Source organism: Paenibacillus sp. V4I7 (assembly GCF_030817275.1).
Taxonomy (GTDB): domain Bacteria; phylum Bacillota; class Bacilli; order Paenibacillales; family NBRC-103111; genus Paenibacillus_E.
In genome coordinates this window covers 4074194-4088775 of sequence record NZ_JAUSZD010000002.1, presented here as the reverse complement: position 1 = coordinate 4088775, position 14582 = coordinate 4074194, and the positions used below count along the sequence as shown (strand labels likewise).

At 44.7% G+C, this 14582-nt stretch carries 13 protein-coding genes; 9 read left to right on the top strand and 4 right to left on the bottom strand.

The genetic code is table 11. The annotated features are described in order from the left end of the window. Positions 1-74: 74 nt before the first annotated feature. Positions 75-500 carry a cysteine hydrolase family protein gene (locus tag QFZ80_RS20075; protein ID WP_307560654.1) on the bottom strand — a complete coding sequence of 142 codons (426 nt, stop codon included), beginning with the start codon at positions 498-500 and terminating at the stop codon, positions 75-77. Continuing rightward, on the bottom strand, positions 449-841 hold the full coding sequence (locus QFZ80_RS20070) for an isochorismatase family protein (RefSeq protein WP_307560652.1): 393 nt from the start codon (positions 839-841) through the stop codon (positions 449-451). The genes QFZ80_RS20075 and QFZ80_RS20070 overlap by 52 nt, the downstream gene beginning before the upstream one ends. Positions 842-975: 134 nt before the next feature. On the opposite strand from QFZ80_RS20070, the gene QFZ80_RS20065 reads away from it, so the two are divergent. The 4 genes from QFZ80_RS20065 (at position 976) to QFZ80_RS20050 (ending at position 3729) form a co-directional block, all read left to right on the top strand. Beyond that, positions 976-1134: a hypothetical protein gene (locus QFZ80_RS20065; protein ID WP_162257231.1), complete on the top strand. Its 159-nt coding sequence runs from the start codon at positions 976-978 to the stop codon at positions 1132-1134. Positions 1135-1271: 137 nt separating this feature from the next. Then, positions 1272-1949, top strand: a complete 678-nt coding sequence (locus QFZ80_RS20060) for a DUF2238 domain-containing protein (protein ID WP_483874725.1) — start codon at positions 1272-1274, stop codon at positions 1947-1949. Positions 1950-2082: 133 nt separating this feature from the next. Continuing rightward, on the top strand, positions 2083-3261 hold the full coding sequence (locus QFZ80_RS20055) for an MFS transporter (RefSeq protein WP_307560648.1): 1179 nt from the start codon (positions 2083-2085) through the stop codon (positions 3259-3261). Between the two features lie 141 nt (positions 3262-3402). Next, on the top strand, positions 3403-3729 hold the full coding sequence (locus QFZ80_RS20050) for an L-rhamnose mutarotase (RefSeq protein ID WP_307554836.1): 327 nt from the start codon (positions 3403-3405) through the stop codon (positions 3727-3729). 51 nt (positions 3730-3780) lie between these two features. On the opposite strand, the gene QFZ80_RS20045 is transcribed toward QFZ80_RS20050, so the two are convergent. Both QFZ80_RS20045 and QFZ80_RS20040 read right to left on the bottom strand, forming a co-directional pair. Further along, complete coding sequence (locus QFZ80_RS20045; protein ID WP_307560646.1) at positions 3781-5565, bottom strand: cache domain-containing sensor histidine kinase; 1785 nt, start codon at positions 5563-5565, stop codon at positions 3781-3783. Further along, positions 5562-7136 carry a response regulator gene (locus tag QFZ80_RS20040; RefSeq protein WP_307560643.1) on the bottom strand — a complete coding sequence of 525 codons (1575 nt, stop codon included), beginning with the start codon at positions 7134-7136 and terminating at the stop codon, positions 5562-5564. Before QFZ80_RS20040 ends, QFZ80_RS20045 begins: the two co-directional genes overlap by 4 nt. 318 nt (positions 7137-7454) lie before the next feature. On the opposite strand from QFZ80_RS20040, the gene QFZ80_RS20035 reads away from it, so the two are divergent. The 5 genes from QFZ80_RS20035 (at position 7455) to QFZ80_RS20015 (ending at position 14515) form a co-directional block, all read left to right on the top strand. Beyond that, the gene (locus tag QFZ80_RS20035) at positions 7455-8372 is read left to right on the top strand and encodes an ABC transporter permease (protein WP_307554843.1); all 918 of its coding nucleotides are present in this window, start codon (positions 7455-7457) and stop codon (positions 8370-8372) included. Positions 8373-8399: 27 nt separating this feature from the next. After that, positions 8400-9299 carry a carbohydrate ABC transporter permease gene (locus tag QFZ80_RS20030; protein WP_307560642.1) on the top strand — a complete coding sequence of 300 codons (900 nt, stop codon included), beginning with the start codon at positions 8400-8402 and terminating at the stop codon, positions 9297-9299. 61 nt (positions 9300-9360) lie between these two features. Beyond that, the gene (locus tag QFZ80_RS20025) at positions 9361-10920 is read left to right on the top strand and encodes an ABC transporter substrate-binding protein (RefSeq protein ID WP_307560640.1); all 1560 of its coding nucleotides are present in this window, start codon (positions 9361-9363) and stop codon (positions 10918-10920) included. A gap of 131 nt (positions 10921-11051) precedes the next feature. Continuing rightward, on the top strand, positions 11052-11897 hold the full coding sequence (locus QFZ80_RS20020; protein ID WP_307554849.1) for a copper amine oxidase N-terminal domain-containing protein: 846 nt from the start codon (positions 11052-11054) through the stop codon (positions 11895-11897). A gap of 581 nt (positions 11898-12478) precedes the next feature. Continuing rightward, complete coding sequence (locus QFZ80_RS20015) at positions 12479-14515, top strand: beta-galactosidase (RefSeq protein ID WP_307564168.1); 2037 nt, start codon at positions 12479-12481, stop codon at positions 14513-14515. The last annotated feature ends 67 nt before the right edge of the window (positions 14516-14582 follow it).

The following is a 14582-nucleotide window of genomic DNA, read 5'->3' as shown; positions in this document are numbered from 1 at the left end:
AGAATGACCTTGCCACCTCATTTTTTTTGATTTCTGTGCCTCTGAGTGATCTTATTTATTTTGGGACCGCCCTATCAATTCATTGATTTCATTTTTTCTACAGCCTCATTTGTTGGCCACGAAGCACTAGCAATCATACGAAAATTTATTTTTGCAGCCTTATCCCCATCCAAGTCGTTCATTTTCCCGGATGCTGTAGCATCGTGAACCACTGCCACTTCAAAGCCTTGTTCAATTAGTTCGCGCATATGAGATTCAACGCACAAGTTCCCAGACATACCTGCAAGAATGATGCGGGTAATTCCCTGTTTTCGCAGTTGCAAAACCAAGTCATTGGCTTCGGGGCCGTAAATTTTATGTGGGCTTGTGATAACGGTTTGACCATCTTCAATAAAGGGTTTATATCTGTCCAAAAAGTCGGCACCAGAACCTTTAAAGCCATCGAGCGTTAATGGACCTTTTCGTTGATACATGTTGAGAGCGTGCATCGAATGTTCCATAGCGCCTCCAAACATCCATTTTTGGTCATAGGGATAATAGTATGAGGAGAAACAAACACTTTAAACTGATTCGCTTTTGCTGTTTTTAATAATAATTCAATGTTCTCGATCGTATGATTTTCAGCAACACTGTCTTTAACTAAATGCCATGCTGCACCTTTTGGACTTAAAAAGTCATTTTGTGGATCAGTGATCACCAAAGCGGTATTGTTTCGATCCACCTTCATTCCCGGCGAGGGAAGTGATGAGGTTTGTGCTGTTATAACATTTTGATGAAAAGCATAAAAATTAACATGGACAAGGAACGAAAACACAAAGAAACAAAGTAGAATTTTTCTCATTAGAATCTCCTTTTATTGGGGTCTGCCTATATTGTGTGCCTAGTGACATTCCTTTAGTAATTGTTTAAAGAATTTATTGCCCAAGTATAGAATCGGCATATTTATCCAAACTATGGTTGATGGAGGTGATCAATTTGAAAGACAAGTCCCAATCCAACCATAACGAGCCGACAATTGCACCGGGTATGAACACGCATGATCCTCTTGAAAAAAAAGCAACCGAAGAAGATATTGAAAAGGGCGATGTTACTTCAGTGACTCGTTTATACTTGGATCGTACACCAGAAGACTAAAGTCATTTTATAAATTTCCCATTGGCCGAAATGGCTAACGGGATTTTGTTATATTTAATCCAGAAATAAAACAAACAAGGCGGAAGAAAGGTGGGCTTCTACATGATTAGCAGCCTAGGTAAAAGGAACGGACGAACATGCTGACGAACCCGGACATACCGTTTTCCCGCAATTGGCTTTTGCACTTGGTGATCTTCGTGTTTGTTGTGTATTGGGGATTCACGGCCTTTTCACCCACTGACAGGATACAATGGCTTATGGAGAGCATACTTCCCGTTATCGTGGTGCTTGTTCTCACTTTCACTTATAAAGTTTTCCGGTTCTCCAATGCTTCTTATTTACTCATGTTTATTTTTCTGTGCTTACATACCTATGGGGCCCATTATACCTACCAGAGAACACCGTTTGACATGTGGCTGAAGGCCTCGTTTCATATCCAGAGAAGCTACTATGATCGGGTCGTTCATTTCGCATTCGGTTTGTTCTGGGCATATCCATTCCGCGAATTGTTAACCCGGGCAGCTGCACAGCGTGGTTTTTGGTCTTATGTCATTCCCACGACAGTCGTTTTCAGTTGCAGCGCCTGCTTCGAAATCATAGAGATGGTAGCTGCTTTTGTAGCTGGGCAACATGGGGAGGAATATGTTGGTCTACAAGGTGATGTTTTTGATACTCAAAAAGACATGGGACTTGGATTAGGCCGGAGCGGTTATTTCAATGGGCATACTTGCATGGTATCTACACAGAAAGCAGCTCAAATAAACACATTGACGCGCCCTGCTTCTCAACTTATGATGGGGATAACTACGAACTGAACGAAAGGAGAGTCCCCATTATGATAGCTTTCGCACGACCTCCCTGCTAAGACGTAACCGCTAGTCCACCGCGAGCGCCCCCTGATTTGATTGAGCCAAATTAGCCAATCAGATTTAGGAGAGGAGCTCCTTCATGGACCACACAGCCAATCTTCCCAAACTATATGCGCTCCGCTTCTTTTCCAGCCTTATCCCAGCCTACGTCATCGAGAGGCTATTTTGGGAGGAACGGGGCATGACTATTCAGATGGTCGTGTATACGGAAATTATTTACGCCCTGACAATCGTCCTTCTGGAGGTTCCGACCGGTATTATGGCCGACAAGTGGGGCCGAAAAAAAATGCTTGTGCTCAGTAGCCTGCTCGGGTGCAGCGAGTTTCTGATTTTACTGTATGCAACCGAATTCTGGCACTTTGCTTTGGTTGTTTTCCTGGCGGGCGTGAGTAGATCGGCAAGCAGCGGCTCAGAAAATGCCTTGCTTTACGATTCCTTAAAGCTGCAAGGGAAGGCCAATTTGTTCGAAAAGCAGCTTGGCAGATTGAACGCCTGCGACTTCGTATCCGCCATACTCGCCGCCTTGTGTGGAAGCTTGCTCGCAAGTAAATACAACCTCGAGCTGAACTATTGGATATCACTCGGAAGCGCACTGATCGCCCTGGTCCTTTCATTGCTATTGATCGAGCCTGCTGCTGAAGACAGCACTTCTCTTGAGGAAGTTATTCCTTTTAAGACATATGTCGCTGTGTCACTGCGCTTTTTCCGAACGAATCCAAGTGTCACCCTTGTGATGCTTTCAGCGATGGTAACAGGTGCTGCCATGGGCTACATCGAAGAATTCTGGCAGTTGTACGTGAGCAGATTGGGTATGCCGGTTGTCTATTTCGGCGTGTTATCCGCCGCGATCATGCTGCTGCAGCTCCCTGGCAATCTGATGGCGCACGTGCTGTTACGTTGGATTAGCTATAGAGCGCTGATTTTCATGGTTATGGGTGTATTCGCCGTTGGCTTCACTTATGTTGCCTTTAGTATGGATTTCATCGGCCTAACAGCGATGCTTATCATCTGTTTGTTCTCTGGCGTGATGGAGCCTATCGCTACTGGCTACTTGCATCACCGGATCAATTCCTCCATGCGGGCCACGATCGATTCGTTCCAGTCGTTAGGGGAGAATCTAGTGCACACTTTCGCTGGTCTTGGCTTCGGCTACTTCGCTTCAAAGTATGACGTGTTCGGCGGCTATGGCTTTATTGCAATGCTGTGCTGCGCTTTTCTCGTTTGGTTCATTGGAGCATCCCGTAAAATTGAACAATAAACACCCTGCAACACGAGACGACGGCCTTAGTTGGCTGTCGTCTTTTTCTGTATAAAAGCTTGGACAATGATGTTTATTGACGGGACGAAGTTGTCGCGGTAAAGTACAATTGATTACATGTTAATGGGAAAGGGTGACCGTATGACAAGTAGTGGGAAATTCGCATGGACATGGACGATACGTGAAGAAGTTTTAGAGGAATACGTAAGTATGCATCTGGCTCCATGGCCGGAAATTATGGAAGAGCATACGAAGGCAGGGATCAGGGATTACTCGATCTTTCAAAATGGTGCACAATTTTTTTATTGCTTCTTGTGCGATGATTTAGAAGCTGCTTTCGCTTATTTAGCAGAAAGCGAGGCTTGTAATCGATGGAATGCGATTACTTCGAAGATGGTCGTCGGTTCCTTCGACTTCCGCGAAGCGGTGCCAATCCAACCGATGCGTGAAGTGTTTTATTTGGAATAGATAGAAGAAGAGCCTTGGGAAGCAGCTGCTTCCCAAGGCTCTTTCTATCTATCAAAGTATCTCCGATCCCGGTGTTACGGGAATCGTAATCTCCACTTCCGTACCCTCGCCAGGTACGCTCCGATATGTCAAATTCGCGGGTTCACCGAAATAGTGGCGAATGCGCTCGATGACGTTTTTGACGCCGTATCCGCTGCCGCTGATTTTGCTGCGGCTCGTGCCCGTCATGATGTCTTCGACCTGATTCGCGCGCATGCCGACGCCGTCGTCCTTGATGATCAGGTGAATGTTGTCATTCACCCTTGTGCCACTAATCATAATCGTACCTTCTCGGTGGGTACGGCCAAGAATACCGTGCAGGATCGCATTTTCTACAATTGGCTGCAGAGTAATTTTCGGAATCGCGTTATCTAATAGCTCCTCGGGAACATGGATCTGAAAATCAATCTTATTTTCAAATCGGATATTCTGAATCTGCACGTAAAAAGAAACATGCTTTAATTCCTCGCGAAGCGAAATAATATCTTTCCCGCTGCTTAAGCTGACTTTATAGAAACGAGCTAGCGCCTTGACGACCTTTTTGATGTCCGTGTTAAGACCGCTGTCAGCCATCCAGTTAATGAGATCGAGCGTATTATATAGGAAGTGAGGATTGATTTGCGACTGGAGTGCTTTCAGCTCCGCGTTTTTTACTTCTTGTCCTAATCGGTAATGCTCCTTATTCATTGAGCTAATTTGTTCAATCATGTAGTTGTAGGTCTGAATCAGCTCCCCAATTTCATCTTTTCCTTGCGTTTGAGCCAGTGCGATGAGATTGCCTTTCTGTACATCACGCAAACGGCTCGTCAATTGTGAAATACGCCGAGTGACAGAAAAGGAAAATAAATAGGCTAGCAGGTAGGCAAGTACACTTACAATAAGCAGAATAATTAGTAAGTCATTGCGCAGCTCATTGCTTTGTTGAACGACTTCATCTAGCGGAATGACTGTCACCATGCCCCAATTCGATGGAAGCTGCCGGTATAAATAGTAGTTATTGTTGCTTTGCCAATTCATCGTGACCGTGTCGCTGAAGACATCCGGCAGGGTAAAGTCGGTAAGAGTCAGAGGTTCAGATGCAAGAACGATCTGCTGGTTCTGGTCGACTAGGAAGGTGGCGCTGTTCTTCACGACGTTGGCTTTTTTAAGCATGGATCGCAGTGTCTCTGCTTGTACATCCACACGCAGCTGGCCGATGGGCACCGAATAATTATTTGGATCCAGAATGCTCCTAACCACATAGAGGGAGGAGTTATCATGGGTAGCATGAGAACCTAATTCCGATGGCGAGCACCATAAATACTTGGCATTCAGTTCGTTTAAACGAGTAAAGCAAGGGCTGTCAACAGTCTGCTCTAGGGGCAGGAAATTCTCCGATTCGTTGGAGAAAATAAACGCCTTCGGCACATAGAGGATGACCCGTGAAATATCAAGACTGTCCTGCATAGATCGGAGGAGCTGCTTGAGATTGCTGTAATCCTGCAGCTCACGATTAATATTTTGGGTGATACTCGTGTCCATTAAAATGCCAGAAATGGTTGTATTCGAAACCAGAATATTCGTTGTTTCCGCTATTCGCTGTACGCGGTAGCTGAGGAACGAATAAGTTTGGTCGAAGCCTTGCTTTGCCGAATACGTCACATGATTAATGATGATGGCTGACATTTTATCCGAAGCAATGAATTGATAGAAGCCAAGTGGAATCATGATCAGCAGCAAATAGGTAACCATGATTTTATGCCGTAATTTCGCGTTGTACAGCCATTTTCGTATCGTTTGAATAAAAGTGAATATCATAGTTGACATCGCTCCCGATACTCGGAAGGTGTCATCCCTGTGGATTTCCGAAATATTTTCGCGAAATGCTCCCCATCTTTAAACCCCACCTGTGAAGCGACGTCAAGCACTTTCAATCGATTATTTCGGAGCAAATCCTTCGCCTTTTCCATTCGGTATTCTGTGACGTACTGCTTAATGGTTTTGCCAGTCGTTTCTTTGAAAATCGAGATGAGATGTGAGGCGGTCATTTGCATATGATCACTTACATCTTGAACAGACAAGTTATCCTCAGCAAAATGCAGATGAATGTAACGAATGATCCGCGAACTGGCAGATGACGTGGTTCCGTTCCCACGTTCCCTGAAGGATTGCTTTAGCTCGTCCAGCTTCTGAGTGATTACCCGATGAATATCATCTAGGAAGTGACATTCCAAAATAAGCTTCCACGGCACATTATTTTCTTCCGAGACATTGAACAGGATGACATTTCGGCTGCGAGCAAATTTGTCCATTTCTAAAGCTAAACGATAATAGAGCTCTTTGACGCTGACAATGAGCGTTCCAGGATGCCGATGAATATCCGCGGTAACCGTGTTCAACAAACGGGAGATTTCCTCAAAGTTTTCCTCGACAAGTGATTCTTGGAACCTGTTGAATAACTCAGCCGGCACTTGATAATGCTCAGAATGCACTTCGCTGCCATAACTGTCATGAAGAATGACGGAGCATGGTTTATGAAAAAAAGACTCCTGAAGACGCAGGACAGCACTTGTGTACGACTCCTGAAGCCGTTTAACCGCAGGAACTATTTTCCCCGCGGCAATGGAGAAGGAATGGAATTCCTTTTTTAAAGCAGAAGAGAGTTCGTAACAAACATGATGCAATCCACTGCTTTCTAAAGGCTCTATGCCGCTCGAAAATAAATGCAGGATGACATGATTGTCATCTTTCAGTGCATATAAGTAGGGGCTCTCGCAATCCGTCAGCGCAGACTCAATAATGGAACTGATAATTTCTTTAGCTGGTTGTGGCGTGATTAGCTTGGCCATGATCGTAACTGCCGGGGCGTGAAGCGATGCCTCGAAACCAACGGCTAACAGTCGCTTAACTAGCAATTCCTCGACAAATCCCCCGCGTATGAGCTGGAGTGCTGCTTCTTGCTTGATATAGCTCTTATTATCTCTGGCTACCGCGTCGTTCGCCAAATGCCGCTGTTCTTCCAAGCAAATGGCTATTGCGCTTCGCAACGCTTCTTCTAGCTCCTCGATATCAATCGGTTTCTCTACATAGCTAACCGCTTTCAACGATATCGCTGCTTTCAAATAGTCTTTATCTGCGTATCCACTCATAAAAACAATTTTGCACAGTGGATACTTCCGCCGAAGATGTGTGGCGAGCTCAATGCCGTCCATGCGCGGCATGCGAATATCTGTCAGCACAATATCGGGCTGGAATTGCTCAGCGATAGCAACCGCTTCTAGACCATCGACTGCCTCGACAAGCTCGGTAATCCCGAGTTCTCCCCATGCTATCGATTTACGAATACCTTCTCTCGTGAATTTTTCATCCTCTGCGAAAAGAAGTTTCATAGTTAAAATCGCCCCCAAGAATTTTCAAAGAAACTTATGATGTAGGAGTAAGCTTCTCTAAAGTTGATAAGAAAGTATAAGTTTTATACTTTGGCTTTGCATCAACCTGGATAAACGCACTCGTCCTGGAGGACGGCGGAATCGTTTATCCTAGTGTAGCTTAAGATTAGCGCATATTAGATAGCAAAGCCACTAACTTAGGTGCTATCCGCAAAAGTTACAGGGAATCGATATTTTGTCGGGTTACTAGGTGGAATGGAACCTGTTAATTTAGTAACAGGAGAGAACAACTAGAACCGGATGGGGGAACGAATAAAGATGAGAACAGGACTCCTGTATCGACTCAAGTCAAAGAAAACACTGCTGTTCATGATTGCGCCGGCAGTTCTTTACTTCTTACTTTTCAGCTATGTGCCCATGGCCGGTATCGTGCTTGCGTTCAAGCAGTACCGCTATGACTTGGGCATTATGGGCTCACCTTGGGTAGGATTTGATAACTTCAAATTCTTTTTTATGACGGGTGATGCGTTTAGAGTCACTCGGAACACGATGCTTTACAATGCGGCTTTTATCATTATTAACAATGTGCTGCAGATTGTGGTGGCGATTCTGATGGCCGAAATCGGCTCGAAACTGTTTCGCAAAACAGCGCAAACAATTATGTTTCTACCGTATTTTTTATCCTGGGTCGTTGTAGGTGCTGTAGCTTACAATCTTTTTAATTATGAGCATGGAACCGTGAATACACTGCTTCGATCCCTACATATTCCTGAGTTAGATATTTATACCACTCCGGAGTATTGGAAGTATATTCTGATCTTTTTCTCAGCGTGGAAAGCGGTTGGTTACGGCGCTGTATTTTACATGGCATCAATCCTTAGCATTGATCGAGAAACGTATGAAGCAGCTGAAATTGACGGCGCCAATGTCTTTCAAAGGATTCGATATATTACGCTTCCTTCCTTGCGTCCGACGATAACCATTCTTGTTCTACTGGCGATTGGCGGTATTTTCCGCGGGGATTTCGGACTATTCTACCAACTCGTGGGCAATAATGGTCTGCTATATCAAACGACGGATGTCATTGACACGTATGTGTATCGTTCCCTATTAGTTAACAATGAAATCGGGATGTCGTCTGCGATAGGATTCTATCAATCCATCCTCTGTTTTGCGACCATTATGGTAACGAATTTCCTTGTGCGTAAATCGGATAAAGAGAATGCCTTATTTTAATCAGAATGTAATTTGCGGGGTGAACCTATGAGTACGACGAGTGTTAAAAAGAGTCACATCGATCAGCGGATGCTGGATGTTATTGGCTATGTGTTTATCAGTTTGATCAGCTTGGCTTGTTTAATCCCTTTTATTCTTATTATTAGCGGCTCGTTAACGAGCGAATCCTCGATTACGAGTGATGGCTTTCGAATATGGCCCAAGGAATTTTCTTGGGATGCCTATGCCTTTGCGCTCAAACATCCGCAGCAATTTATTAGCTCTTATCTGTTAACGATTGCTTTAACCGTAACGGGGACGATTGTGGGACTATTCATATCAGCGATGGCCGCGTATGTCCTTCAACGTCAGGATTTTGAGTGGCGTGGCGGATTTTCCTTCTTTTTCTACTTCACAACCCTTTTTAATGGCGGACTTGTACCTTGGTACATCTTAATGGTTAACTATTTACACATGAAGAATACCTTCTGGTCGCTGCTTTTACCGCCCCTCTTGAACGTTTTCTATATCATCATTTTACGAACGTTTTTGCGGAGCATACCAGACGCCATTACGGAATCTGCGAAGATTGATGGAGCAGGGGATTTCACGATTTTTATCCGTTTAATTCTACCGCTAGCCAAACCTGGATTGGCCACGATTGGACTCTTCACCGCACTAAATTATTGGAACGATTGGTTTAACTCTTTGCTGTTTGTACAGAATGAGAAACTGTATACCCTGCAATATTTACTTTATAAAATGCTGGGCAATCTCGAAGGCATTCGTAAGGTTATGGCTATTACAGGTATGCAGGTTACGGAATTGCCTGGTGAAAGTTTGAAAATGGCGCTCGCCATTCTTGTCACAGGACCGATCATCTTCTTATATCCGTTCGTTCAGCGTTATTTCGTGCAAGGCTTGACCGTTGGAGCTGTAAAAGGATAACCCCGGGAATTCAAATTCCCGGTTATCATAAATTATCTATCTTTTATAAGGGGAGAAAAAAATGGCATACACCAAGAAATTAGCGACACTCAGTCTAGCATCACTTTTCGTGATGGGTACTGTTCTTACTGCTTGTGGCACGAAGGATGCATCACCGACACCAGGTGCTTCTACGGCACCTCAAGCAAACGCTTCCGCGACTTCAAGTAATGGGATGGATACAAGTAAAGAAGTAAAGCTGAAAATGGTTTTGCTTGGTTCCAAGCCAAAAGCTTTTGATGAGGTTTATGGTGAAGTCAATAAATTGATGAAGCAAAAGATTAACGCAACGCTGGATGTTAGCTTCCTCGATTGGGGCGAGTATCAACAGAAATATCCGCTTATGTTTGCAGCTAACGAGGATTTCGATCTTGTGTTCTCGGCCACTTGGTCCTACTACGCTCAGCAAGCTACGAAAAACGGCTTCATGGAATTGACAGAGGACATGATTAAAAAGTTTGCCCCGAAAACATGGGCAGAACAGCCCAAAGTAGCTTGGGAGCAAGCGAAGATCAACGGTAAAATTTATATGGTTCCACAAAATAATTTTGAGTATAGCTACCATATGGTCGGTATCCGTGGAGACTTGCGTCAAAAGCACAATTTGCCGGAGCTGAAGACGTACGCTGACTATGTGACTTATTTGAAAACGGTTGCTGAGAAAGAGAAGGATTTCAAACCGAGTATCGGTGTTAGTGAATTTAATGCTGTTGAATTGGTTCAACCGAATGAGTGGAACTTCGTAGTCCCTCAGATGCCTGTCGTTTATAAAGTAACGGATGGTTCTGGCAAATTATTCAACTTTGTCGATACGCCGGAGTTTGCAACTTTCTCTAAGAAAATGTATGACACCCAAAAAACAGGTGCTTGGTCCAGAGATGCGATTGCCAACAAAGTTGACAAAACACAAGCGTTCAAAGACGGCAAGCTAGCTTCCGTAGAGTGGAACTTAGGTACTTTACTGCGTGCAAAATCCGAGATGCAAACTACGCATCCAGATTGGAAAGTAGAACTTTATGATTTGAGCGCAGATAAAAAACGTCTATCCAATCCATTTATCAACAATGGGATGTCCATTCATGCAGGGTCGAAAAACTACGAACGTGGTTTGATGGCGATTGACTTACTTCGTTATGATCCGGAAATTCATGACCTGACGAACTATGGGATTAAAGGCAAGCACTACGAGGCTGTAGGAAACGATCAGTTCAAACCGCTTCCTGCTTCTGCTGATTTCCCTCCGGGCGGTACGTGTCCATGGGGTTGGAACTCCATGCATGAGCGTTTGGATTCCACGGTTGCTGCTGAAACGCAAAAGTTTACAGAAAATTGGAAGAAAACTGTAACGGTCAACCATCCATTAGAAACGTATACATTTGATGATTCCAAAGTGAAAAATGAAGTTGCCGCGGTAAGCAACGTGATGGATACTTACGGTAAGCCGCTCTTCTACGGTTTGGTTGATCCTAACGATGAAAAGCATGGTCTGAAAGTGTTCAATGATAAGTTGAAGCAAGCCGGCATCGATAAAGTCGTTGCTGAAATGCAGAATCAAGCAAATCCGTTGATTGCGAAAAAATAAGTTGAAGAAAGGTCCGCTTCCTGATTTCAGGAGGCGGACTTTTTTAACTCTTTTTAATGGACCCCTCCAAAAACAGGAAATATGTCGAATATGTTAGGGAGTTAATAAATCACAACAGAGGAGTCGTTATTATGAAAATGAACAAGACTTGGATGATCACAGCAACATGCGTTGTTGTAACTAGCCTTATGACAGGATCTGCCTTTGCAAAATCCGAGAATGGCAACAATGCGGATAAAGTGGATTCGTCCAAACCAGCAGTAGAACTGAATGTGAAGGTTAATGGAGGTACTGATGCAACTGTAACTTCTGATACCTATGGCAATGAAGGCAAAAACGGGTATAAAGGTCTTCTTAAAGCGATCGAAAATGTAAAAGATAAGCCAGCCGGAGCTGTTATTGCCGATATTCTTTTAACTAACTACGGTACTCACATTAGCGCTGAATTAAAGGCTGAACTTGATGCAATTGTAGATCGTGATGCTGCACTTACTGCTGTTGCCGATGTTTTGGACGAGCAGGGTAGTGTAACCGATGCGGTTTATGTTCAAAAGGAAGCCGTAAAAGCAAACATAAAGAACTTGCAATCCTACAAGAAATTGGGCAAACTTTTTGAAAAGCTAGGGAAAAAAGGCGTGTTTTTGTATGTGAATGGTGAAGAGCCTACATTGGAAGTTAATCCTTTCATTAAAGATGGCAGCACATTGGTACCATTCCGTGCGATTTCGGAGTCATTAAAAGCTGAAGTAACATGGAACGCGGAAGAACGTTCAGTAACGGTTACTCGTGACGGCATTACAGTGAAGCTCTTTATCGATAGCACGAAAGCTACTGTAGACGGTAAAGAAGTAACATTGGAAGTTCCTGCGGCTATCGTTGAAGGTAACACGGTTGTACCGGTTCGTTTCATTAGCGAAGCTCTAAAAGCGACTGTTAAATGGGAAGCAGAAACAAAGTCCGTCGTGATTTATGAGTAATAATTAGTTTTTTCCATGTGGAGCTTACCTTCGGGTAGGCTCTTTTTTGTTTATTGGTTACTGGTTTGAGCGAGCAGAGGGGAGTCCAGTCTGACTGTCTTTTCATTGGTTTATAAGATCGATTGTTGTTCGGAGTACAACAATTTCGTTGGTTTCTTCTCATCAAGCTGTCAATGTTGTACGTTGTACAACAATTCTGCCTTATTTCCTTCTATGGAGCTATTTTAGGGAGAAATGTTGTATTTACTGCAACAATCGAGAGATTATCGCGGCTTAACTAGCTTTTTGTTGTACGAAATACAACATTGCTAGGATCAAATATTGGGGGCATCCATAGCTAAGGCCGATATAAACAACGATGGTCTCGTTGATATAGCTGATTTCCAGCGTTGGTCGAACAAATGGTTCGCAAGTAAAATCGAAAGAAATGACGGGTAATCGATATTTTGTCGGGTATTATTGTAGTGGTGAACCTGTTACACTTGGATGCAATGAACCCAATATGAGTCCATACATTTATCCTAGAGGTGATCATCTTGTCACAGAAGTATCCGCCAATAAGCCCGAAATTACCCGTCTTCATGCACGGGGCCGATTATAATCCTGATCAGTGGCAGCACGATCTACATGTGTTGGAAGAAGATATCCGTATGATGAAGCTGGCCAAATGTAACGTGATGGCTGTCGGCATTTTTGCTTGGTCAGCGCTTGAGCCGGAGGAAGGTGTGTTCACCTTCGATTGGCTTGACCGTGTATTGGACAAATTCGCGGCCAATGGCATTTATGCGTGGTTGGCTACCCCGAGTGGCGCCAGACCGGCATGGATGGCGGAGCAATACCCGGAAGTGCTGCGGGTAGGTCCTAACCGGGTGCGCAATTTATTCGGTGCGCGTCATAATCATTGCTATACATCCCCAGTCTATCGGGAGAAAGTCACGATCATGAACAAGCAGTTGGCAGAGCGCTATGCGCAGCATCCTGCCGTAGTGGGCTGGCATATCTCCAATGAATATGGTGGGGAATGCCACTGTAACTATTGTCAGGAAGCTTTCCGCGGTTGGCTGAAGCGCAAATACGTAACGCTGGATGCTCTGAACATGGCGTGGTGGACTTCATTTTGGAGCCATACGTATACGAATTGGTCGCAGATTGAATCTCCTGCACCGCATGGCGAGAATCTTGTCCATGCGATGAATTTAGATTGGAAACGGTTCGTGACAGATCAAACGGTTGATTTCTGCCGTCATGAAATCGCTCCGCTGAAGGCGGAAAATACCGAGCTGCCCGTAACGACAAATCTCATGGACGCTTACGAAGGTCTTAATTACTGGAAGTTCGCCGCTGTACTGGATGTCATCTCATGGGATGCTTATCCAACTTGGCACAATGTGGCGGATCAAAGCAATCTAGCCGCATGGTTCTCGCTCAACCATGATATGTTTCGCTCGCTTGGTGGCGGTAAGCCTTTCCTGCTAATGGAGAGTACACCTAGCTTAACGAATTGGCAGCCCATTTCAAAACTGAAGAAGCCGGGCATGCATCTCCTTTCTTCCTTGCAAGCTGTCGCACATGGATCTGACTCCGTTCAGTATTTCCAGTGGCGCAAAAGCCGCGGAGCCAGCGAGAAGCTGCATGGAGCGGTGATAGATCACGTTGGTCATGAGCATACGCGTGTATTTCAAGATGTAGCTGAGCTTGGCGGCGCTTTGGAGAAGCTGTCTGATCTCATCGGGACACGAGTGCCCGCACAAACGGCATTAATTTTCGACTGGGAAAATCGCTGGGCCGTTAAGGATTCGCAAGGGCCTCGTAATATGGGAATCAAATATGAACAAACGGTTTTAAGTCACTATCGCGCATTTTGGGAACAAGGTGTTCCTGTCGATGTTATTGATATGGACTGTGATTTCAGCAAATATAAGCTGGTTCTTGCGCCAATGTTATATTTGGTACGCCCGGGAGTCGGAGAGCGAATCGAGCAGTTTGTCGCGAATGGGGGAACCTTCGTCACTACGTATTGGTCTGGCATCGTGGATGAGAATGACCTTTGCTTCCAAGGCGGCTTTCCAGGACCGCTTCGCAAAACGCTTGGCATCTGGTCTGAGGAAATCGACGGACTGCATGATCATGAGGTGAATCGTGTCCTCTTCACGGAGGGCAACGCTCTTCAAATCACAGGTGAATATGAGATTCGCGAGCTGTGCGAGCTGATTCATACAGAAGGTGCCGAGACTCTTGCCATCTATGGTGATGACTTCTATGCAGGCCGACCTGCGTTGACAGTCAATGCAGTTGGTAAAGGCAAAGCCTACTATATCGCAGCTCGTACAGATCAATCTTTCCAGAGCAGCTTCTATAAGCAGATTCTTAAAGAAGCTGGGATCGATGGTGCTCTACAAACAGAGCTGCCTGCAGAGGTTACAGCTCAAATTCGTACGGACGGTGTGAATGAGTTCATCTTCCTCATGAATTTTAGCGGTAAAACCCACACCATTACATTGGATGAACAAGCTTATACGGACATGCTAGCCTCGGATCCAGCGTCGTCTGTGAAGATCAGTTCAAGCCTGCTGCTCCAGCCTTACGGAGTTCGGGTACTGAAGAGAAGTAAACGCTAGAATTCGTTGGAGAATGCCTAATTTCTTAAACCGAAGAGGATGTCTGGTTACTATTTCCAGCATCCTT

Excerpts from the sequence above, each read along its gene's own strand:
- QFZ80_RS20025 (WP_307560640.1), top strand. The coding sequence starts at position 9,361 with ATGGCATACACCAAGAAATTAGCGACACTCAGTCTAGCATCACTTTTC.
- QFZ80_RS20035 (WP_307554843.1), top strand. The coding sequence starts at position 7,455 with ATGAGAACAGGACTCCTGTATCGACTCAAGTCAAAGAAAACACTGCTG.
- QFZ80_RS20060 (WP_483874725.1), top strand. The coding sequence starts at position 1,272 with ATGCTGACGAACCCGGACATACCGTTTTCCCGCAATTGGCTTTTGCAC.
- QFZ80_RS20030 (WP_307560642.1), top strand. The coding sequence starts at position 8,400 with ATGAGTACGACGAGTGTTAAAAAGAGTCACATCGATCAGCGGATGCTG.
- QFZ80_RS20070 (WP_307560652.1), bottom strand. The coding sequence starts at position 841 with ATGAGAAAAATTCTACTTTGTTTCTTTGTGTTTTCGTTCCTTGTCCAT.
- QFZ80_RS20075 (WP_307560654.1), bottom strand. The coding sequence starts at position 500 with ATGGAACATTCGATGCACGCTCTCAACATGTATCAACGAAAAGGTCCA.
- QFZ80_RS20040 (WP_307560643.1), bottom strand. The coding sequence starts at position 7,136 with ATGAAACTTCTTTTCGCAGAGGATGAAAAATTCACGAGAGAAGGTATT.
- QFZ80_RS20020 (WP_307554849.1), top strand. The coding sequence starts at position 11,052 with ATGAAAATGAACAAGACTTGGATGATCACAGCAACATGCGTTGTTGTA.
- QFZ80_RS20050 (WP_307554836.1), top strand. The coding sequence starts at position 3,403 with ATGACAAGTAGTGGGAAATTCGCATGGACATGGACGATACGTGAAGAA.
- QFZ80_RS20045 (WP_307560646.1), bottom strand. The coding sequence starts at position 5,565 with ATGATATTCACTTTTATTCAAACGATACGAAAATGGCTGTACAACGCG.
- QFZ80_RS20015 (WP_307564168.1), top strand. The coding sequence starts at position 12,479 with ATGCACGGGGCCGATTATAATCCTGATCAGTGGCAGCACGATCTACAT.
- QFZ80_RS20055 (WP_307560648.1), top strand. The coding sequence starts at position 2,083 with ATGGACCACACAGCCAATCTTCCCAAACTATATGCGCTCCGCTTCTTT.